21 protein-coding genes and 1 rRNA gene are annotated in these 19,756 nt (G+C 34.7%); 13 read left to right on the top strand and 9 right to left on the bottom strand.

Annotated elements, in window-relative coordinates:
- Positions 1 to 59: 59 nt before the first annotated feature.
- Together QXW15_RS04685 and QXW15_RS04680 are read right to left on the bottom strand one after the other, a co-directional pair.
- A complete protein-coding gene (locus tag QXW15_RS04685; RefSeq protein ID WP_048101866.1) occupies positions 60 to 896 on the bottom strand; it encodes an Mrp/NBP35 family ATP-binding protein in 837 nt (278 codons plus the stop codon).
- 85 nt (positions 897 to 981) lie between these two features.
- Positions 982 to 2,802, bottom strand: a complete 1,821-nt coding sequence (locus QXW15_RS04680; RefSeq protein WP_342790031.1) for a glycoside hydrolase family 15 protein — start codon at positions 2,800 to 2,802, stop codon at positions 982 to 984.
- Between the two features lie 101 nt (positions 2,803 to 2,903).
- Here QXW15_RS04680 and aroB point away from each other — a divergent pair, with 101 nt between their 5' ends.
- From aroB to QXW15_RS04630, 10 genes are all read left to right on the top strand, one after another.
- Complete coding sequence (gene aroB / locus QXW15_RS04675; protein WP_054964376.1) at positions 2,904 to 3,956, top strand: 3-dehydroquinate synthase; 1,053 nt, start codon at positions 2,904 to 2,906, stop codon at positions 3,954 to 3,956.
- Positions 3,953 to 4,747, top strand: a complete 795-nt coding sequence (locus QXW15_RS04670) for a shikimate dehydrogenase (protein WP_052656798.1) — start codon at positions 3,953 to 3,955, stop codon at positions 4,745 to 4,747. The genes aroB and QXW15_RS04670 overlap by 4 nt, the downstream gene beginning before the upstream one ends.
- 20 nt (positions 4,748 to 4,767) lie before the next feature.
- On the top strand, positions 4,768 to 5,595 hold the full coding sequence (locus tag QXW15_RS04665; protein ID WP_048101868.1) for a shikimate kinase: 828 nt from the start codon (positions 4,768 to 4,770) through the stop codon (positions 5,593 to 5,595).
- Positions 5,592 to 6,845 (top strand): 3-phosphoshikimate 1-carboxyvinyltransferase, encoded by a 1,254-nt coding sequence (locus QXW15_RS04660; RefSeq protein ID WP_048101869.1) that lies wholly within the window; start codon positions 5,592 to 5,594, stop codon positions 6,843 to 6,845. The genes QXW15_RS04665 and QXW15_RS04660 overlap by 4 nt, the downstream gene beginning before the upstream one ends.
- Before the next feature lie 367 nt (positions 6,846 to 7,212).
- Positions 7,213 to 8,682, top strand: a 16S ribosomal RNA gene (locus QXW15_RS04655).
- A 125-nt stretch (positions 8,683 to 8,807) separates the two neighbouring features.
- On the top strand, positions 8,808 to 9,044 hold the full coding sequence (locus tag QXW15_RS04650) for a protein translocase SEC61 complex subunit gamma (RefSeq protein WP_052656800.1): 237 nt from the start codon (positions 8,808 to 8,810) through the stop codon (positions 9,042 to 9,044).
- Positions 9,045 to 9,054: 10 nt separating this feature from the next.
- Positions 9,055 to 9,954: a transcription elongation factor Spt5 gene (locus QXW15_RS04645; protein ID WP_342790030.1), complete on the top strand. Its 900-nt coding sequence runs from the start codon at positions 9,055 to 9,057 to the stop codon at positions 9,952 to 9,954.
- Positions 9,951 to 11,327, top strand: a complete 1,377-nt coding sequence (locus QXW15_RS04640; protein WP_342790029.1) for a hypothetical protein — start codon at positions 9,951 to 9,953, stop codon at positions 11,325 to 11,327. Before QXW15_RS04645 ends, QXW15_RS04640 begins: the two co-directional genes overlap by 4 nt.
- Positions 11,328 to 11,329: 2 nt before the next feature.
- Positions 11,330 to 11,779, top strand: a complete 450-nt coding sequence (locus QXW15_RS04635) for a DUF1947 domain-containing protein (RefSeq protein WP_052656804.1) — start codon at positions 11,330 to 11,332, stop codon at positions 11,777 to 11,779.
- A 42-nt stretch (positions 11,780 to 11,821) separates the two neighbouring features.
- Positions 11,822 to 12,271 (top strand): peroxiredoxin, encoded by a 450-nt coding sequence (locus QXW15_RS04630; RefSeq protein ID WP_048101873.1) that lies wholly within the window; start codon positions 11,822 to 11,824, stop codon positions 12,269 to 12,271.
- A 216-nt stretch (positions 12,272 to 12,487) separates the two neighbouring features.
- On the opposite strand, the gene rpl12p is transcribed toward QXW15_RS04630, so the two are convergent.
- From rpl12p to QXW15_RS04610, 4 genes are read right to left on the bottom strand one after another with little or no spacing between them, the layout of a single operon-like run.
- The gene (gene rpl12p / locus QXW15_RS04625; protein WP_048101875.1) at positions 12,488 to 12,802 is read right to left on the bottom strand and encodes a 50S ribosomal protein P1; all 315 of its coding nucleotides are present in this window, start codon (positions 12,800 to 12,802) and stop codon (positions 12,488 to 12,490) included.
- A gap of 13 nt (positions 12,803 to 12,815) precedes the next feature.
- Entirely contained in the window at positions 12,816 to 13,766 is a 951-nt protein-coding gene (locus QXW15_RS04620; protein WP_048101876.1) for a 50S ribosomal protein L10, read from the bottom strand.
- Positions 13,763 to 14,407: a 50S ribosomal protein L1 gene (locus tag QXW15_RS04615; RefSeq protein ID WP_048101877.1), complete on the bottom strand. Its 645-nt coding sequence runs from the start codon at positions 14,405 to 14,407 to the stop codon at positions 13,763 to 13,765. Before QXW15_RS04615 ends, QXW15_RS04620 begins: the two co-directional genes overlap by 4 nt.
- A gap of 2 nt (positions 14,408 to 14,409) precedes the next feature.
- A complete protein-coding gene (locus QXW15_RS04610) occupies positions 14,410 to 14,883 on the bottom strand; it encodes a 50S ribosomal protein L11 (protein WP_048101878.1) in 474 nt (157 codons plus the stop codon).
- Positions 14,884 to 15,034: 151 nt separating this feature from the next.
- On the opposite strand from QXW15_RS04610, the gene QXW15_RS04605 reads away from it, so the two are divergent.
- Positions 15,035 to 15,691, top strand: coding sequence for a 2-phosphosulfolactate phosphatase (locus QXW15_RS04605; protein ID WP_342790028.1), 657 nt, complete (start codon positions 15,035 to 15,037; stop codon positions 15,689 to 15,691).
- Here QXW15_RS04605 and QXW15_RS04600 read toward each other — a convergent pair.
- The 3 genes from QXW15_RS04600 to QXW15_RS04590 form a co-directional block, all read right to left on the bottom strand.
- A complete protein-coding gene (locus QXW15_RS04600; protein ID WP_342790027.1) occupies positions 15,688 to 16,365 on the bottom strand; it encodes a 6-hydroxymethylpterin diphosphokinase MptE-like protein in 678 nt (225 codons plus the stop codon). The two genes, QXW15_RS04605 and QXW15_RS04600, sit on opposite strands and share 4 nt — an antisense overlap.
- On the bottom strand, positions 16,362 to 17,492 hold the full coding sequence (locus tag QXW15_RS04595) for a DUF373 family protein (RefSeq protein ID WP_048101881.1): 1,131 nt from the start codon (positions 17,490 to 17,492) through the stop codon (positions 16,362 to 16,364). Before QXW15_RS04595 ends, QXW15_RS04600 begins: the two co-directional genes overlap by 4 nt.
- 65 nt (positions 17,493 to 17,557) lie before the next feature.
- Complete coding sequence (locus tag QXW15_RS04590) at positions 17,558 to 17,773, bottom strand: helix-turn-helix domain-containing protein (RefSeq protein ID WP_231563430.1); 216 nt, start codon at positions 17,771 to 17,773, stop codon at positions 17,558 to 17,560.
- Between the two features lie 107 nt (positions 17,774 to 17,880).
- Here QXW15_RS04590 and QXW15_RS04585 point away from each other — a divergent pair, with 107 nt between their 5' ends.
- Entirely contained in the window at positions 17,881 to 18,627 is a 747-nt protein-coding gene (locus QXW15_RS04585) for an MBL fold metallo-hydrolase (RefSeq protein ID WP_287950691.1), read from the top strand.
- Positions 18,628 to 18,663: 36 nt separating this feature from the next.
- Positions 18,664 to 19,659 (top strand): NAD(P)/FAD-dependent oxidoreductase, encoded by a 996-nt coding sequence (locus tag QXW15_RS04580; RefSeq protein WP_048101884.1) that lies wholly within the window; start codon positions 18,664 to 18,666, stop codon positions 19,657 to 19,659.
- Positions 19,660 to 19,756: the final 97 nt, after the last annotated feature.

Genomic DNA, 19,756 nt, shown 5'->3' with positions numbered 1-19,756 from the left:
ACATAATATAATGAACGTAATTATATTTTTTTATAAAAAATAATTTAATTTTTTATCATTTAATCATTCTTTAGATTTTTCAGAAGATTTTCTGATACCTTTTTAAAAAACTCCATTAATTTTTCATTTTTTGATACTGCGGGAATTCCTGCATCGGAATCCTCAACTATTTCGGGCATCAATGGTATATTTCCAAGATATGGAATATTATATTCCTGTGCTATTTTTTCAGCCCCACCCTTCTTAAATATGTCAGTTTCGTAACCACAGTGTGGGCATATAAATCCACTCATATTTTCAACTATTCCAAGTATTGGTATGTTAACCTTCCTTGCAAAATTTATGGCCTTTTTTGCATCCAGTAACGCAACATCCTGTGGTGTAATCACTATTATTATACCATCTGCGTTTGGTATCATCTGGCATATGCTTAAAGGTTCATCACCTGTTCCTGGAGGCAGGTCTATTACAAGGAGATCCCTTCCATCCCATTTAACGTCCTCAAGGAACTGCTGCAGTGCCTTGTGCCTTATGGAGCCCCTCCATATAACAGGTGTGTCAAATGTTGGAAGGGTCATTGCCATTGATATCACATTTACACCATATTTCGTCTCAACCGGAAGTATTTTCCCGTTTTCATCTCCATAGATCTTTTCATTTTCAATGCCAAGTATTTTTGCATCATCAGGTCCGCTTATGTCGGCATCAAGCAATCCAACCTTTAAACCCTGAGATGCGAGGGTCACGGCAAGGTTTGTGGAAAAAGTTGATTTGCCAACACCCCCCTTACCGCTCATAACAAGTATGGTATGCTTAACGTTATACTTAAGGGATTTTCCCGGTGGGCCTATCTGTGGTCTTGGGGGCGGCTCATTGATTTTTATATTTCCTGTCATAGATTAGTATATATTTTTTTTATATTTAATGCTAATTTAATTATTAAAAAAATGTGATATTTAATAATGAAGCATGGTTTATTTATCAGTCTTTAAGTGCTGAATTAAGGCGTGCAATGGCCCTAATCACACCCAGGTGTGTAATTGCCTGTGGGAAATTACCAAGCAGGCTGCCAGTTTCGGGATTTATCTCTTCAGAAAATAAGTAAAGATGGTTTGATTTTGATAAAAGCGTTTCAAGAACTTTTTTTGCATGCTCGGTCCTGCCCATTAAAATAAGATCTTCCACATACCAGAAGCTTAGCAATAAAAATGGATTATCCATTGATTTTAAACCATCGTCCTTATTATATCTTAAAAACAGGTAGTTTGGGGTCATTAAATTTGATTCTATGCACCTTATTGTATTTATAACACGTTTATCCTTTATATTAAGGAAATCCATTAAAGGAAGTCTTAGAAGTGATGCATCAATATTTTTGGAGCCATAGGACTGGACAAAGCACTCCATTTCATTGTTATAACCATTTTTTAATATATCCTCCTTTATTTCTCTCTCCACCTTTCTCCATGTTTCATATGGTGCAGAGTATCCGAGTTTTTTGCCCATTAAAATTGCCCTGTGAAATGCAGACCATGAGATTAATTTGGAATAAACATAATGTTTGGGTTCTGTTCTAAATTCCCATATGCTTGAATCAGGGTACTTCCATATTACCTCAAGCTTTTCAAGAATGCCAAGAACAAAGTCCCATAACTGTGTGGTTATTACTCCATCTGCCAGTGAAAAGTGGTAAATAGCATTTATTATTGAGCCATACTGATCCAGCTGAAACTGGCCAGATGCCTTATTGCCTATCCTTACAGGCCTTGAGTTTCTGTAGCCAGAATAATCAAGTACTTTTTCCTTTAATATGGATTCGTCATTAATTTCATAAATTGTTTTAATTGCCTTCTGCTTATTTATTTTATACATGATATCATAGATAAATTTTGTGGCCTCACCGTTTAAACCAATTAAGGATAGGGCCTCTATAACATAGGCAGTATCCCTAATCCAGGTAAATCTGTAATCCCAGTTTCGGTCACCACCAATTGATTCGGGCAGGCTTGTTGTTGGTGCTGCCACCATCATGCCTGTTGGGTCATAAAATAGACCCTTTAGTGTGAGTGCCGATCTTAAGACATATTTGCCATATATTCCCTCATAATTTAACTTATTTGACCATGCTTTCCAGTACTTTCTTGTTTCGTTTAACCGTTCTATTGATTTGTATTCTAAAATATTATTTATATGCGTTATGCCTGTGGAAACAACAATCCAGTTATAGCCAGTTCTTTTCATCTGGAAGGTTCCGTATATTGTATCCCCATCCTGCCTAAAATTAAAATTGCTTGACACCCCAACTGTCTTATTTAATGATCTAAATATATATCCGTTTTTATTATGCTCCACCGAAGGTTTAATTTTACCGTAATTAAAACTGGGTTTAATTTTAATCGTGATTTTAATATTATCCTCAAATGGTTCAATAAATCTGTGTATTTCCGGCATGTTTATTGTTGCATACTCTGATGCGGGAAGAAAATCAGTTATTCTTACTATTATTCCATTTTCATCATAAAATTCTGTTACCAATATATTTGTGAGCTCCTCATAATACTGATTCACCATCAATCCAGAACGATTCGGTCTGATGGAAAAATACCCACCACGGTCTGCGTCAAGTATTGAATCGAAGAGTGGTTCTGAATCAAAATTTGGCAGGCATGCCCAGTCAATGGTACCATCCATGCCAACCAGTGCAGCGGTTTTATTATTAAAAATTACTCCATGATTCTCTATTTTTATATAATTTTCAGAATAAACATCTTCGATCTTTTTAAGACGCCCATAAATTTCCATTGTGTATGTCTATTTGAAGCGTATATTTATATTTTTAATACGGATATTAATTATTAAAATAAAAATAGATTTAAATAAAGAAAAATTATAGTCGTATTAAAATGAAACAAATAAGCGCGGACATAAATGGAGGTAAAATTAACATTTATATAGGTTCAGGTCTTGAAGATTATATAAACAATAACATATATGGAAGAAATGTTAGCTTTGTTTCAAAATCCCTGTCCGGATACCGTAACAAATTAAAAAAAATTAAATCTATAAAGATTTACATGCATGATGGAGAATCAATAAAGGATTTAAGATATCTAAGATTTATAGTTAAAAAACTGATAGATTTAAATATTGAAAGATCAGATACAGTATCATATATTGGTGGTGGAACTGTTGGCGATTTAACCGGATTTGCATCATCGGTATATAAAAGGGGAATAAATCTGGTTGCGGTTCCAACAACACTTCTGGCACAGGTTGATTCTTCCATAGGTGGCAAGAACGCCATAAATTTTAGCGGCATTAAAAATGTTATTGGAACATTTTATAATCCAAAATATATATTCAATGATACAGATTTTTTATTAAATTCCGATAAATCGCTTTTAAATGATGGCATGGCAGAGATTATTAAAATGGCGATCATCAATGATGAAAATTTCTATAATTATCTTAGAAATAATAACATGGACACAATTTTTAACCAGAATGATCTGGAGAATATAATATATAAAAGCAATAAGATAAAACTTAACATTGTTTCAAGAGACTTTTTTGATAAAAATAAGATCAGATATCTTTTAAATTTCGGCCATACAGTAGGACACGCAATAGAATCATTTACCAGTAATGATGTTTCCCATGGAACCGCAATTGCAAATGGTATGCTTGCCGAGAATTATATAGCATATAAAATGGGCCTATCTGAAAATTTTTATGATGAAATAATTACAATTCTGGAAAATTATAGAATCCCATTATTAAATTTTAAAAATTTTGATCCGGATATTATAATAAAATATATTTTAAATGATAAGAAAATGGAATCTGGCAAAATTAATCTTATTGTTCTTGACAGGATTGGAAAATCACATACAGAGGCTGTTGAAGTATCAGAAATCAAAAGGTATTTTTCTGAATTTCTTGAGGTAAAAAAATGAATGCATCCGCACTTATAGGAAAACCAGTAACACATTCTGCCGGACAGTACATATATAATAAAATATTCAAAAAAAATAACATTAATTCTATTTACCTTAGTATAGACCTTGATATGGAAAATATACCAGTTTTTATAAGATTTGCACGTGAGAACCTGTTAGGATTCAATGTAACAGCCCCGTATAAGGAAGTTATTTTAAAATACCTTGATGTTATAGATGATACCGCATCAGGCATAGGTGCTGTAAACCTCGTTAAGAACTGTTCAGGAAAATTATATGGATACAATGCCGATTATAACGGTTTTTTATTTTCTCTTAAGCATAATAAAGTTGACCCCAATGGCAAAAAAATATTAATACTGGGCACAGGTGGAACGGCCAGAATGGTTTATTATGCGCTTAAAAGTAATTACAAATGCACTGTCTTTAACGCCACAAGAAATTTAGAAAATAAAAAGAATAAAAATTTTTTTGATAACCTAATAGCATATGATGAGCTGATGCCAGAATATGATATTATAATAAACTGCACGCCTGTTGGAACATTTCCTGACATTAAGTCCCCAATTGATGGATCCAAGATTATGCATAAATCCACAGCCATTGATATGATATACAATCCACAGAAAACTAAATTCTTAGCCCTTGCTGAAAATAAGGGATGCAGCACCGTCAATGGTGTAGATTTATTCATTGGCCAAGGTCTTGAAACATTAAAAAAACTTTATAATTTATCTATTGACTATCAGGAATTTAAATTGTTATTTAATGAAAAAATAATTAAGTAACTTAATATTATTTCTATTGAATGATTGTTAAAACCAATGGAGGGCTTTCTGTAATTTCAGCATTTGTGGATGGTATTGGGTCAGCAATTTCACTGGATTTGCCAATGTACACAACTGTAATAGAATCTGATTCAGATAAAATAGGTGATCAAAAGATATTAGAAACATTGGAGATAATCAGGAATAAATACAGTATAAATAAAAAATATTCTGTTGAAATAAAGAGCCAGATACCTCAGTCAGTGGGATTAAAAAGCAGCAGTGCAATGACATTATCATTACTGTACGCAATATTAAGGCTAAATCGTATATATTTAAAGGAGGATGAATTATTAAGATCGGCAGCCGAAATATCACTTAAAAATAAAACATCAATAACCGGTGCACTTGATGATATTTCAATGTGTTATTATGGAGGATTAACAGTTACAGATAACTTTGATTTTAGACTTATAAGAAGGATAAAAATAGAGAATACACCGGTGATAATAGCATATCCCAAATTTTATCATAGAAGTACATATGATATGAAAGATATTGATTTTAAAAAATATAAAAAATATATACAGAAACTGGAATTGCTCTTAAACAGTAAATATGTTTATGAAACCATGGTTCTTAATGGATACCTTTTTGGCTCCCTTTTCGGCTATGACCCTGAAATAATAAATTATTTTCTTGGATCTGGGGCAATTTTTTCCGGAATAAGTGGTAAGGGTCCTGCTGTATTTGCCATATATGAGGATAATGAGGATCGTGATAATGCAGCCTCAAAATTTAGTTACAAGAATTATAATATAATCAAAAGCAGAATTAATAATGATGGAATTAATATAATATATCAATGATTATTGAAGTGAAGCCTGGAGAAATTGGTGGCATCGTGGAGGCCCCATCATCAAAGAGTTTTACACAGAGGTATGTCCTTTACTCTGCATTTTCTGGAAAACCAGTAACATTAAGGAATATATCATACTGTGATGATGAGCTTATTGCAATAGATATAGCAAAAAGCTGCAATGCCCATATTGAATATCAAAGGAGGGATGTAAAAATAACTCCTGATTTTAAATGCCCAAAAAAAATCTATGTTGGTGAATCTGGAACATCGTACAGGCTTTCACTGGGATTGCTGGCAGGAAGGAAGTGCACCACGGAGATATCTGGAAAACCTGCCCTTGCCAAAAGACCAGTTGAAGACCTTATTTCATGCCTTGAAAATACTGGATCAATTTTTTATAAAAACAGTGAGGGGTTTTATAAAATAGATGCAACAAATTCAGGTAATGTTTACTGCACTTTAAATGCATCAAAAAGTTCACAGTTTGCAAGCGCCATGCTTTTTTATTACTCATTTTTTAAAAGTGCATGTTTTGGCATAGATTCCATGGTTTCAGAAAAATATATGGATATAACAGTAAAAACACTGGAAGATTTTGGTATTAATATTAAGCGTGAGAATAACAAATTTATCATAGATGGATATCTGAAATCAAAAAATGACATTCATATAGAGGGTGATTACTCATCAGCGTCATATTTTATGGTTCTTGGCATCTTTACAGGAAATATATTAATAAAAAATCTCAAAAAAAACAGCCTGCAGCCTGATAGTGGAATAATTAAAATACTCAATGATGCAGCCGGATGCATAGAAATTTTTGATGATTATATAAAAATAAATAAGGCATATGAAATAAAAACAGTTGTTGTTGATGTATCAGCAACTCCTGATTTTGCACCAGTTGCATCTGTAATAGGCATATTTTCAAAAAATGGGGTTATCATTAAAAATTATCAGAGGCTGGAAATTAAGGAATCTAACCGTTATCTTAATATTCTGGACATGGTTGAAAAATTTGGCGGGATTGCTGAAATTAAAGATGATTTTATGTTCATTCACCCCGGTGGTATTAAGAATCCTGACACATTAATTTACAGTGACCATAGAATGGTAATGAGTGCCATAATAGCCGGAATAATTGCAGGGTCAAAAACAAGATATGGCGATATCGAGGCCATAAATAAGAGTTACCCCTCATTCCTAAATGACCTGAAAAAACTTGGCGCTGATATACGATTTAATACTGAAATATAGTCATAAAAAAATCTTAATTAAGTTTAATATCTGGAAAATTAAAAATGAATTTTTTATAAATTTAATTGAGAATGTTTTAAATTACAGTATTGTAATAATTTATATTGTAGGTAATATAATTATTTTAAAATTTTTTATTAATTTATAAAATCTCTAAAATTGAAAAATATTATATACAGATATGTAATTACTAATAGTAGCACAAAACCAATCTCAAACGGATAGATGGATAATATGCATGAAAATGCATTTGGATGAAATCTATTTTCCAGGGTTGGCAGAGATGAAGTTCCCATTTGAATAATGGGTTCCGATATGTAAGGCAAAGCCGCTAATTTCTTTAACAATAAAAGTGGAGGTAGGATTAACTCCGGTTGATCCTGCCGGCGGCCACTGCTATCAAGTTCCGACTAAGCCATGCGAGTCAAGGTATCGTAAGATGCCGGCATACTGCTCAGTAACACGTGGATAATTTACCCTTGGGAAAGGGATAACCTCGGAAAACTGAGGCTAATACCTTATAGTTGCTTAAAACTGGAAGGTTTAGGCAATGAAAGTTTCGACGCCCAAGGATAAGTCTGCGGCCTATCAGGTAGTAGGTGGTGTAACGGACCACCTAGCCTTAGACGGGTACGGGCCCTGGGAGGGGTAGCCCGGAGATGGACTCTGAGACATAAGTCCAGGCCCTACGGGGCGCAGCAGGCGCGAAAACTGTGCAATGCGCGAAAGCGCGACACGGGGAGCTTGAGTGTCTTGGCATAGCCAAGACTTTTCTTATACCTAAAAAGTATAAGGAATAAGTGCTGGGTAAGACGGGTGCCAGCCGCCGCGGTAACACCCGCAGCACAAGTGGTGGTCACTTTTATTGAGCCTAAAGCGTTCGTAGCCGGTTTTGTAAATCTTCAGGTAAATCCTGAAGCCTAACTTCAGAAGGCCTGAAGAGACTGCAAAACTTGAGATCGGGTGAGGTTAAACGTACTTTCAGGGTAGGGGTAAAATCCTGTAATCCTGGAAGGACGACCGGTGGCGAAGGCGTTTAACTAGAACGAATCTGACGGTGAGGAACGAAGGCTAGGGTAGCAAACCGGATTAGATACCCGGGTAGTCCTAGCTGTAAACACTGCCCACTTGATGTTGCTTTTCCGTTGAGGGAAGGCAGTGTCGGAGCGAAGGTGTTAAGTGGGCCGCTTGGGAAGTATGGTCGCAAGACTGAAACTTAAAGGAATTGGCGGGGGAGCACCGCAACGGGAGGAATGTGCGGTTTAATTGGATTCAACGCCGGAAAACTCACCGGGAACGACCTGTGGATGAGAGTCAACCTGACGAGTTTACTCGATAGCAGGAGAGGTGGTGCATGGCCGTCGTCAGCTCGTACCGTAGGGCGTTCACTTAAGTGTGATAACGAGCGAGACCCACATCTCTAATTGCTAATGTATATGCGAATATACATGCACTTTAGAGAGACCGCCATCGCTAAGATGGAGGAAGGAGCGGTCGACGGCAGGTCAGTACGCCCCGAATTTCCCGGGCTACACGCGCATTACAAAGAACGGGACAATGCGTTGCAACCTCGAAAGGGGAAGCTAATCGCGAAACCCGTCCATAGTTAGGATTGAGGGCTGTAACTCGCCCTCATGAATCTGGATTCCGTAGTAATCGCGGGTCAACAACCCGCGGTGAACATGCCCCTGCTCCTTGCACACACCGCCCGTCAAACCATCCGAGTTGGTGTTGGATGAGGCTTAATTCGAGAGGGTTAAGTCAAATCTGATGTCGGTGAGGAGGGTTAAGTCGTAACAAGGTATCCGTAGGGGAACCTGCGGATGGATCACCTCCATGAAAAGGCAGCTTTGCCTTACACTACTTTTTTTATTTTTTAATTTTTGTATGCTTTAATGTTTTTATAAAGAATTTTAATACAATTTAGAAAAGATTTTATTTTATGTTTGTCTTATCAATATGATGGATAAAACTACTCAGGACAAAAAGACCGTTGAGGACAGGCTAATCGAGCAGCAGGAGAAAATAGAGAGAAGATTTCAGGGAATAGGCAAGGGAAAATATTCAAGGATTTTAAAAATGGCCAAAAAACCAACAGGTGAGGAATACACTAAAATATCCCTTATAGCAGGTGTTGGAATTATTCTTTTAGGATTAATAGGTTTTATTATATATTATATAATGCAGATAGTGTTTTAGGTGAGTTTTAATGGAACAGGAATTTGAATGGCTGGAATCAAATATTGGTGATGAAATAAATGCGGGATGCAATAAGAAAATTAAGAAGAGGGAGGAAAAGGATACTGATAGCAGTTTAATACCATTAAATTTAACTGTTAAAAACATTCAGAATGTAAAAAGAAAGTTTAATGTAAATATAAAATGCAGCTTCAATCAGAAAGATCCATTAATAGAATGGAAGATTAAATTAAAAAATGATTATAATTTGTCCCCAAAGGATAATAAAGAAATAAATGAGGATTTTGATATAGAGGGAAATAAAAGCCGCGATCTGAATTTAGAGATAGATACCCCAAGAGGGGGGTATATGAATGACTCACTCACAGTAAATCTAACAATAAATTCAGAGGATGGCATAAATAAGTATAATAAAATATTTAAGGTAATTTTAAGACCGGTAATAATAATAGCAAAATGTACAATAGGCAAGGAACTTGATATTGCCATAGACCTTTCAAATCATGGGGAGAAGGACAAGGACGATAGAAAAAAGAGCAACCCAAATGCTGAAAATGAAATAATGGCAATAATGTCTCCATATGAAATAAAGGGATACTTCTTTATCGAAACCATGCATGTGGACCGCGTTGAGCTTCTGGCAAGGCAGATAAGGGGATTTAAGGGCCTGGTTTCCGGTGAAATAGATATATCAGAGATAGAAAAATACCTTACACCAAAGCCAGCGGTTACGGGCCTTGAAATGGGAGCCCTTGTGGAGATTGTTGAGGGGCCATTCAAGGGCGAAAGGGCAAAGATAACATCAATAGATGCCGCCAGGGAGGAGGTAACAGTCCAGTTAATAGAATCCATGGTACCAATACCGGTAACGGTAAAGGCTGAGGCCATTAGAAATCTTGATAAGGCATGAAAATTAAAAGTAATTCAGCAGATAGTGAAAGAAAATTTATTGATAATATAAAAAAATTTTTTGAAGACCCACTTGTTATACTTCCTGAATGCACCGATAGCTGCATGTTCTGCCCGGTAAAATCTTATAAAAAAAAGATTGAGGCCATGATGCAGAACAAAAATTTTGGAAAATATTTTAATTCCGCAGACCAGCTGCTCAGTGCCATATCAGAATCCTATAAAATACTGGAAAATGAGAGGGTTCCATTAACCGGAATAATAAAAACGAATTATGGGTCTGTATCATTCTGCAAAAGGGGAAATTCCGATGAGTATATATTATCAGGGGTTCAAAATTACAACAATGCTGTTTACAGGCTGCTTGCATTTAAAAATGTTATAAAAAACAAAAAATTAAACGTTTATTCCTCGTCCAATTTTTTTCAGGCAACATGTAAAAACATGATTAATATAGAAACCCTTAAGGATATATTAAATGATGAAAAACTTCAATATAAAATAGAAAATGGTGATGTTATATTTGGGACCTCCGGAAATAAAATGGAGTTTAATTTGTTTAACATAAAAATTATTATTTATGAGGATTTTCAGCAGAACATACCATATTTATTATTTAAACACATTGCAATGTACGATTACAATCTTGATATTAAAACTGATTTTCTTGAATTCATCGATGATGATAAAGGTACAGTTTTTGAGTATATAAATAATAACATAGATGGCAGAACGTTCTTTTCAAAAATAAAAAAATTCAAGATTAATTATGTAAAAAATAATGCACTCTTTGTAATAGATAATAAAAATTATGGTGTTGAGGATTTTGTAAAAATATTAAATTTTGACCCAAAAATTTCAGATTTTATCAAGGATAAATTAAGGGAATCAAAAACAGGATTTTATCTGGAAAACGCTAACCAGAGGAAAATATTTGAATTTCTATTTCCCCGATATAAAAATGAAATAATTAAACTGATGTATGGTTTAAATGATGATGAAATAAAAAAACTAAAAGGTGGTCCACTTGAGATAATGAATATGGCTGCAGATATTAAAAACAGGAAAAATGCGGAAAATAAAATAGTAAAGCCCTGGTCTGAAAATTCTGGATTTTTAATAGGGCTGATTACAGAATATTTTAGCCACGGTGAGGAGGCGGGGATAGTGTATGGCCAGAGGGGATCAGTGGATAGCCCAATAAAAAAGGGGATATACTCTGCATTTCTTTCTGTTCTTGGAAAGAATGAGGGGTGGCGTTTCTCTGACAGTGAGGAAAAACTTGGAGAGCTAATATACCCATATATGAAGAACATAATAAATGGCACTGAGATTAACAAAGAGTTAAATAAATTAAAAGCCATAATTGATTAATTATGTCTAAACATGTAATATCAAAAAAAGATTATAAAGAATTAAGGGACAAGATGGCAGCAAAGGGCATGGACATATCAGGACTTGAAAATATTGAGGTTGAGGAAAAAAAGAAGGATAAAATATATTATTATATGGGCAGACCTGTGATAGTCAATGATATGCCAACAATATACCTTATTAATTACATTAAGCCAAAGGACAGGGTGGTGGTTATAGATTCAGGGGCAGAACCCCATATAAATAATGGTTCAAACCTATTCGCACCCGGCATTATAGATATGGATATTAATATTAAAAAAGGGGATACAGTTTATATAAAAAGCAGTAAGGGTTATTATATTGCACTGGGAATTGCAATGGATGATGGTGAAAATATAATGAGGAATAAAAAGGGAGAGGCTGTTAAAATAATACATTATATGAATGATCAGATCATGAAATTATTTTAAAAAAATACAAAAATATTATTAATTTATTAATTATATATAATCATGGAATTATTAAATGTTGGCGATACTGCACCGGATTTTGAGGCCACAGATCAGGATGGGAACAGGGTAAAATTGAGCGATTTTGCCGATAAGACGGTGGTTCTTTATTTTTATCCAAAGGATAACACCCCAGGATGCACCGTGGAGGCAAAGAATTTCAGAGATAATATAGACCTTTTTAATGAAAATGGCGTGACGGTTCTTGGTGTCAGCGTCGATTCACCAGAATCGCATAAAAGGTTTCAGGAAAAGCAAGGATTAAATTTTACACTTGTTTCAGATAAGGAAAAGAAAATAGTTAAGGATTACGGAGTTCTTGGGCTGTCAACCGCAAAGCGTGTGACCTATATAATAAATAAGGGAAAAATAGTATATGTATTTCCAAAGGTTACACCAAAGGACCATGCAAAAGAGGTTTATGATAAACTCAAAGAATTGAATCTAATATAATTTTTATATTTGTTATATTTAATCGGAAATAAAATTATTTTTTATATCAGCATCCATTATTGTTACCCCAATGGAGGAAATCAGCCATATTATTGATATAAGCAGTAAAAATGAGTTAAACCTTATAAGAGAGTAAATTAAAATTGCAAGTGGTATAATATATTTTATTAATAACCAAAAAAAATTATTTAAATTCATATTAATTCATTTATATATTTATCCAAACAGAGAGCTTAGTCCAGCCATTGCATCTGATTCTGCTTCCTCTTTCTTTTCTTCCTTCTTTTTCTCCTCTTTCTTCTCTTCCTTCTTCTCAGATGCTGCCGGTGCAGGTGCTGCTGCGGCTACTGGAGCTGCTGCTGCATTTTTAAGAACCTCATCTATATTCACATTTTTCATGCTTTCAAGAAGAGATTTTAATCTTGCCTCATCAGCAGTAACTCCTGCGCCTTCGAGTACCTTCTTCAAGTTCTCCTCATCTATTTCTTTTCCAGCTGTGTGGAGTAACAATGCTCCATATATATATTCCATTCAAACTACCTCCTTATCCAAATAAAGCTCCGAGTCCTGAAGCTGCATCATCTTCAGATTTTTCCTCCTTGCTTTCTTCTTTCTTTTCTTCCTTTTTATCCTCTATGTTTTCATTATTTAAATCTTTATTTGTTAACGCATTAATTGCGCCAGCATTTATTGCAGCCTTCCTTATAAAGATTTCAATGTTCTTTTCGTCCACAAAGTTTGTGGTTAATGCAAGTTCCTGTGCCTCCAGATATGCCTTTGAAATAAATTCTTTAACAGTTTCCGGTACGAGATATTTAATTTCCATTGCAATATTTTTTGCACCGAAGAATGCCTTTGAAAGATCTGCCATTATGCTCTCAACGGTAATTGATAGCACATCCCTTGTGAATATAATGCCATCCTCATATGCAGAGAGAAGGTCAAGTCCAACTGTAACAGGGAGTATTTCAAGTTTTTCAAGTATCTGTGCCTTATCCTTTGTTATGACCTCTCCCTTCTTTACGAGTTTTACCTCACTTTTTATTACAATCTTACCCTTTTCAATACCTGCTGGTATACCTGCCTTCTGAAATACAGTTATCATTGGGCCTGGTGGAAAATTTGTTTCCTTTGGCTCTATTATTATATCATCCTCTGCTATTTCACCGCCTCTGGCTGCTGCCTTTGTTCTTTTTGATTCTAGTATGTCATATATTGATTTTGGTGTTTCCTTTGTTGTTAAAAGTGCAACCTGTCCGTTGGCAAATTCTGCCATGTTCCCTATGCTTTTTTTATTGCTATTTTTAAAGGCCCTCTGCAGGAGCCTTGCACGCATGACCTTAATATGTGCATCTGACCTCAGATCGTTTCTGATCTTCTGGAATTCCTTGTTTCTTAAGCCCTTTATGCTAACAACAGCTGCAACCGGGCTGTTGTTTATTTCGTTGGTAATCGAATCTACCAATTCAACCTTCCATTTTGCTGGCTCGCTCATTCTATATCACCCAAATCTATGTTTACAGCCTTGCCCATGGTAGATTTTATGTACACAGACGCAAGATTGCTTTTTCCCTTCTCAAGATGTGATATAACCCTTTTAACAACTGCATTCAAATTCTGGGAAATCACATCGTCGGGCATATCCTTAACGCCTATGGGAACATGGAAAGTCCTTTTGTCCCTGCTGCGCGCCCTTACACTTTTTTTAAGATTTTCTATCAACTGTGTTGGGTCCTGGCCTGGAGGCACGGGTTTTGGCATCTTACCCCTGGGTCCCAGTATTATACCAAGACTTTTACCAATAGACCCCATCATTGTGGATTCAGCCACAAAGAAGTCTATTTTATTTACAAGCTTTTTAAATGCCTTTTTATCGTCTATAAAATTATTTAAATCCTCAAGACTGTATTTATAATCGGCATTTTGTGCCTTTAGCCTCATTTCATCACTGGCTATGAGCGCAACCTTAATATCCTTGCCACGACCCCCGGGAAGTATTATTTCCTCATTGATTCTGTTTTTGGGGTCCGACATATCAACATCCTTTAGATTAAAGGCAAGCTCAAGGCTTTCCTTAAATTTTCTTTCCTTTCCCTGTTTTGCTTCCTGTATGCTTTTAATTACTCCACCGGCCATTATTATTCACCTATTTCTATTTCGCCGTTCTTTATTTTTTTCTGTATCTCTTTTGGGCTCTGCCCCTCCACTGTTATTCCAAGGGAAACAGCAGTTCCCAAAACCTCCAGAACAGCTCCTTTCATATTGTATGAAAGTAATGATGGTTTCTTGGCCTTTGCAACATTTTTTATCTGTTCAAGTGTCGCATTGCCAGCTATTTTTTCCTTTACATTTCCTGATCCCTTTTCTATTCCGACCTCCTTCTTTAGGAGGGCGGATGTTGGGGGCACACCCACTATTATCTCATATTTTTTTGTGGTGGGGTCTATAACATTTACGGTTACAGGCACCTGCATCCCCGCGAAGGATTTTGTCTTCTCGTTTATATCCTTAACAACCTGTCCGAGATTGAGCCCAAGAGGTCCAAGGGCCGGACCAAGAGGCGGGCCAGTTGTGGCTTTACCTCCCTCAACCATTGTTTTAACAGCAACCATATGTTACACCTTTTGATTATACCATATTATAAACATATTTTTAATATTTTTCTTTTTTAAAATGTTTAACAATTATAAAAATTACATAATAGTTTTTGAAAATTTATGCTCCTATAAAAAATAACTTATATTTATATATTATACAATACAGATGAATGTAAATATAGTTGATGGGCGAAAAGAAAAAATTTTTGACGGTTCAACAAAAGTTCTAATAGATATTTTTAGATCTACAACGACAATTCCATTAATTTTATACCGTGGTGCAAAATATGTAATTCCGGTAAGAACCATAACAGAGACAAGAAAATTAAAAAATAAGAATCAGGATTATATTACCAGTGGGGAAAGATTTGGATTAAAAATACCCGGGTTTAATTTTGAAAATTCACCATACTCCATTATGAATGCTGACCTTTCTGGAAAAATAGTCTTATTTACATCAACAAACGGTATTAAGGTGCTATTCAAGCTTATCAAATATCCTGGAGATATCTATATTTCTTCATTTATAAATTTCACGGCAACCTATAATGCCATTAAAGATAATGAAAATATTTCCCTTGTGGTATCTAACAGACCGGATGGTAAATCTGATGAGGATTATATTTATGCAGAAATGCTTAAAAGCAGGCTTGAGGGAAATGAGGTAAATATTGATGATTATATAAATAAAATTATAAACAGTCATGGAGCAAAAAGATTAAAGATTATGGGTGCGGGTCATGATATAGACTATTCAATAAAGGTTGATATGTATAATTATCCTGTTATATACAGGGATGGCAAAATAATTACAAAAAACTAAATCTCAATCACACTTGATTCAATGAATTTTTTATGCCTTTCGCTGGCAAGTATTTCAAGAAGTTTCCTTGCCCAAAATAACTTTTTTTTCTTAAATGCTATGGAATTTTCGTCATAGTATGGCTTTATGGTAACCTCTTTGAAACAGAATCCAATCAATATTATACTGGAAGCATTAAGATACTTTGCAAGAAATGCTGACCTGTCCCCATCAGTAAATCCAAAATAATTTTTTATGTTTTTTATGGGTATGTTCTGTGTGGTTCCCATTGCCCTTGGGAATTTCGATGAATACTTGAGTATTTTATTAATATTATCCCCATGAGCATGTATTATTAAATCAGTACCATTTTTATAATAATTATGAATTAAATTAATGTCACCATCCATGTCTGTAACAATTATATCGGGCTTAATTGATGCATATTCATGGAATCTTGTTACTGCTGAATCGGCAACAATAACCACACCGCCAGATATTGAATTTAATCCTTCAGGCATGTTTTTTCCATTTCCTACTATAAAGAAATTTTTACCATGGTATTTTTTTAAAAAATTTTCATTGCTGTTAATATAATTTGAAAGAATAAATGATGATATTAAATCTTCATTGCGGTTTATCCCCAATGAGTCTGTTATATCCTCATATATTTTTAACCATTGTATTAAATTCATTTTACACCAAATAATGATTTTTGCTTTGATTTTATTGTTGAACGGTACTTATGTATTACTGCTGTGACGAGGGCCATAATAATCCCGGCTATCAGATAGACAAAGTAGATCATAAAAGATGAAAATTTTATAAAGCCCACAACATATCTTATATAATTTATCATTCCGTAGGTAATTAACTCTAGGGCTATTGAAAATGATACGCCGTACCATATTTTTGAGAGCCTTCCAGCCTTGCTAATAAATGATATATCAAAGGCCTCAAATAATGATCTTGATAGGTAAGACCCGTAAACCCACCATGAAATTATTGCCAGAAAAACCAGAATTTTATTTAACAATGGTACTGTTTTAAGTGTCTGCTCATATGTATATGCAATGCCTATAATTATTATAAAGAAGGACACCACATATGATAGCATGGATATCTTTGTTTCTTCTGAATATTCCTTTAAAGCGCTTAATACTGTTACAATTTTTGGCCTTATATCCGCATCCTTTAAAATAAAATAGGAACCTATAACTATTGTAACAAGCATAATTGCACCGCTTGATGGTATAATAACATATGACCTGCTTATTATCATGGAATATACAGTAAATATTAGCAGTGCAATACCATAGCTGAGTAAAAGCAGACCAACAGGCACGGTGAACTTCCTTGAAACTTTTTTATCCTTAAAGGCTTTAACAATATAATAATATGTGGATTCAATATTTTCATTATGCCTTACTATAATATGCTTAACATACCTTATCTTAATTCGTGATGCTATTATTGGTGTTATATAATCATCCTCGGCACCGTCAGAAATGAGGATTAAATCATCATAATGTTCCATGTTTAATACCTCATCAAGCTGAAGGCTCAGAATCTCATCTGATTTTTCCCCAACGTCACTATCACCGGTGATTAGTGCTATTTCCACATTTTCTCCCTTATCCTTTAATTCCTGGTAATGTTTTAGTGCACCAAAAAGTGCGTTTGAATCAGAATCTTCGGGGTCCTTTGTTATCAGGGCAGTGGCTGCCCTGTAGCAGTTATTATATCCAATAATCGGTCCGGTAATACCGGCCTTCATACCGTAATCGTTATCCCGGTCGATGTTTAAAATTAATGTCTTCATAGGTGCATATTAATAAAGAGATAAAACTATTTAAATATTTATTTATAAAAATAAAATACAAAAATTTATTTTGTTATAAAATACCCGGCACTTTTTTGCCTTGCCACCCTTTTTACATATTTTTTATCCATTAATTCCTGCAATGATGCAGTTATCATTGATTTGCCCAGACCTGCAGCCTTCATAATATCGTCTGCTGTCTTTAATTTGCTTTCTGAAACCGCGCCAATTTTTTTCATGGCATCATAAACTTTCTGTGCATTAGGTGATAGATCATCCATGATTATCAGGGGGATATATTTAAGGTAAATATATAAACATTATTATAAAGCAATATTATTTTATTTTTAAATAAAAAATCTATAATACAATAATAATATTATGAACCATGATAAATTTCCTTATGATTGCCTCAGGAAGCAAGGGCAATTCAACATTAATATGGGATGAGGATGATTTAATAATAATTGATGCGGGTATTAGCCTGAGAAAATTCAGGACCAAAACTGCATCATTTAATTTTGATGATCTGGAAAAATCTATATTTATCAGCCATGAGCATTCCGACCATGCCTCAGGGGCCAAAACCATTTCTAAAAATATAGGTGCAGATATATATTCCAGGCCTGGAACACTTGAAAGATTGAATATATCCGGCTTTAAAATAAATGATGAAACTGCAATTGGAAATTTTTCAGTAATACCTGTAAGTGTAAGCCATGATGCCATTGACCCTGTGGTTTATATAATTAAAAATAGAAACATTAAAATGGCTGTTGTATCTGACCTTGGCAGGGTTTCAGATGATTTATTATACTGCATAAAAAATTCTGATATACTTGCCCTTGAATCAAATTATGATTACAATATGTTAATCAACGGTAAGTATTCGGAGCCATTAAAAAGAAGAATTTTAAGTGAGTACGGCCATTTATCCAATGAACAGAGTGCCGATGCCCTGTTCGAATCAGCCTCAGAAAATACACATATAATACTTACACATCTTAGTGAGAATAATAATACACCAGATATAGCCCTATCATATGCCAAGTCATATCTAGGCAACCGTGGAAAAAAATATAGAACAATAGAGTGTGCATCTCAGGAAAATGGTAGCTCTATTTATACATTTTAATACTAAAATTTTTGTAGTAAAACCTAATGTAGTCATATGCAAAACTATGAGTTGATAATAATTGGTGCCGGTCCTATTGGTCTTTACTCAACATTCCTGGCCGGCCTGAGGGATATAAAGAGCCTTACACTTGAAGCGCTTGATTACAGTGGCGGACAGATACCAGAGCTTTACCCTGAGAAAACAGTTTATGATGTTCAGGGAATACCAAGAATAAACGCAATGGAATTAAGGGATAAGATGGAGGAACAGGCAAGAATGTTTGGCAATGAGATTTTATTTAATTCCAAGGTTACAGATATAATAAAAACTGATAATGGGTTCAATGTGGAGGTTAATGGTGAAAAATTGTATTCATCACGTGCTGTATTAATATGTACCGGCATGGGAGATTTCACACCAAGGAAAATAGGGTGCCCGGGAGAGGATGATTATCTTAACAAAGGCTTAAGTTATACTGTTAAGGACATAGAAAAATTTAAGGATACCGTTGTTGGAGTGGTGGGAGGTGGTGATGCTGCCATTGATTATGCAAACGAACTTGCGGAGGTGGCTTCCAGGGTTTATGTAATACATCATAGTGAAAAATTCAGGGCTGCAGAGAAGACCCTTGAAAATGCAAGAAAAAACCAGAAAATTGAATTCATAATGAATACCAGCGTTTCAAAGATTTCGGGGAATTCCGTGCTTGAAAATGTTACACTGCATAATGTAAATGATAATACAGATAAAATATTAAAACTGGACAGGCTGGTCATAGCGATAGGCCATGTGGGCAAGGCAAACCTATTTAAATCAATAAACCTTGAGACAAGCCCAAATAAAAGAAACATTATGGTGAATAATAGATTTGAAACAAATATTCCAGGAATATATGCTGTTGGTGACGTTGCCTCCATAGCCGGGGAACCAATACACCCATTGATTGCAGTTGAGGGTGGGGATGCATACATGGCCATTAATATAATAAAGAAGTATCTTAACCCTGAGGCATCAATCTTTGGTGGGCACAGCTCAAGCCTTAACTTATAAAAATTTAATTCAATGCATTATTTATTATATTTTATTTGTTTTAAAGTTATACAGATAACTTGATTTATAAATAAGGCATATACCATGATTGGTGTTT

The organism is Acidiplasma sp., from assembly GCF_038728925.1.
Taxonomy (GTDB): domain Archaea; phylum Thermoplasmatota; class Thermoplasmata; order Thermoplasmatales; family Thermoplasmataceae; genus Acidiplasma; species Acidiplasma aeolicum.
The sequence above is the reverse complement of the archived record's forward strand: the minus strand, read 5'-3'. Positions and strand labels throughout refer to the sequence as shown.

Coding starts and splice junctions, on each gene's coding strand:
- QXW15_RS04685 (WP_048101866.1), bottom strand. CDS start 896: ATGACAGGAAATATAAAAATCAATGAGCCGCCCCCAAGACCACAGATA.
- QXW15_RS04680 (WP_342790031.1), bottom strand. CDS start 2,802: ATGGAAATTTATGGGCGTCTTAAAAAGATCGAAGATGTTTATTCTGAA.
- aroB (WP_054964376.1), top strand. CDS start 2,904: ATGAAACAAATAAGCGCGGACATAAATGGAGGTAAAATTAACATTTAT.
- QXW15_RS04670 (WP_052656798.1), top strand. CDS start 3,953: ATGAATGCATCCGCACTTATAGGAAAACCAGTAACACATTCTGCCGGA.
- QXW15_RS04665 (WP_048101868.1), top strand. CDS start 4,768: ATGATTGTTAAAACCAATGGAGGGCTTTCTGTAATTTCAGCATTTGTG.
- QXW15_RS04660 (WP_048101869.1), top strand. CDS start 5,592: ATGATTATTGAAGTGAAGCCTGGAGAAATTGGTGGCATCGTGGAGGCC.
- QXW15_RS04650 (WP_052656800.1), top strand. CDS start 8,808: ATGGATAAAACTACTCAGGACAAAAAGACCGTTGAGGACAGGCTAATC.
- QXW15_RS04645 (WP_342790030.1), top strand. CDS start 9,055: ATGGAACAGGAATTTGAATGGCTGGAATCAAATATTGGTGATGAAATA.
- QXW15_RS04640 (WP_342790029.1), top strand. CDS start 9,951: ATGAAAATTAAAAGTAATTCAGCAGATAGTGAAAGAAAATTTATTGAT.
- QXW15_RS04635 (WP_052656804.1), top strand. CDS start 11,330: ATGTCTAAACATGTAATATCAAAAAAAGATTATAAAGAATTAAGGGAC.
- QXW15_RS04630 (WP_048101873.1), top strand. CDS start 11,822: ATGGAATTATTAAATGTTGGCGATACTGCACCGGATTTTGAGGCCACA.
- rpl12p (WP_048101875.1), bottom strand. CDS start 12,802: ATGGAATATATATATGGAGCATTGTTACTCCACACAGCTGGAAAAGAA.
- QXW15_RS04620 (WP_048101876.1), bottom strand. CDS start 13,766: ATGAGCGAGCCAGCAAAATGGAAGGTTGAATTGGTAGATTCGATTACC.
- QXW15_RS04615 (WP_048101877.1), bottom strand. CDS start 14,407: ATGGCCGGTGGAGTAATTAAAAGCATACAGGAAGCAAAACAGGGAAAG.
- QXW15_RS04610 (WP_048101878.1), bottom strand. CDS start 14,883: ATGGTTGCTGTTAAAACAATGGTTGAGGGAGGTAAAGCCACAACTGGC.
- QXW15_RS04605 (WP_342790028.1), top strand. CDS start 15,035: ATGAATGTAAATATAGTTGATGGGCGAAAAGAAAAAATTTTTGACGGT.
- QXW15_RS04600 (WP_342790027.1), bottom strand. CDS start 16,365: ATGAATTTAATACAATGGTTAAAAATATATGAGGATATAACAGACTCA.
- QXW15_RS04595 (WP_048101881.1), bottom strand. CDS start 17,492: ATGAAGACATTAATTTTAAACATCGACCGGGATAACGATTACGGTATG.
- QXW15_RS04590 (WP_231563430.1), bottom strand. CDS start 17,773: ATGGATGATCTATCACCTAATGCACAGAAAGTTTATGATGCCATGAAA.
- QXW15_RS04585 (WP_287950691.1), top strand. CDS start 17,881: ATGATAAATTTCCTTATGATTGCCTCAGGAAGCAAGGGCAATTCAACA.
- QXW15_RS04580 (WP_048101884.1), top strand. CDS start 18,664: ATGCAAAACTATGAGTTGATAATAATTGGTGCCGGTCCTATTGGTCTT.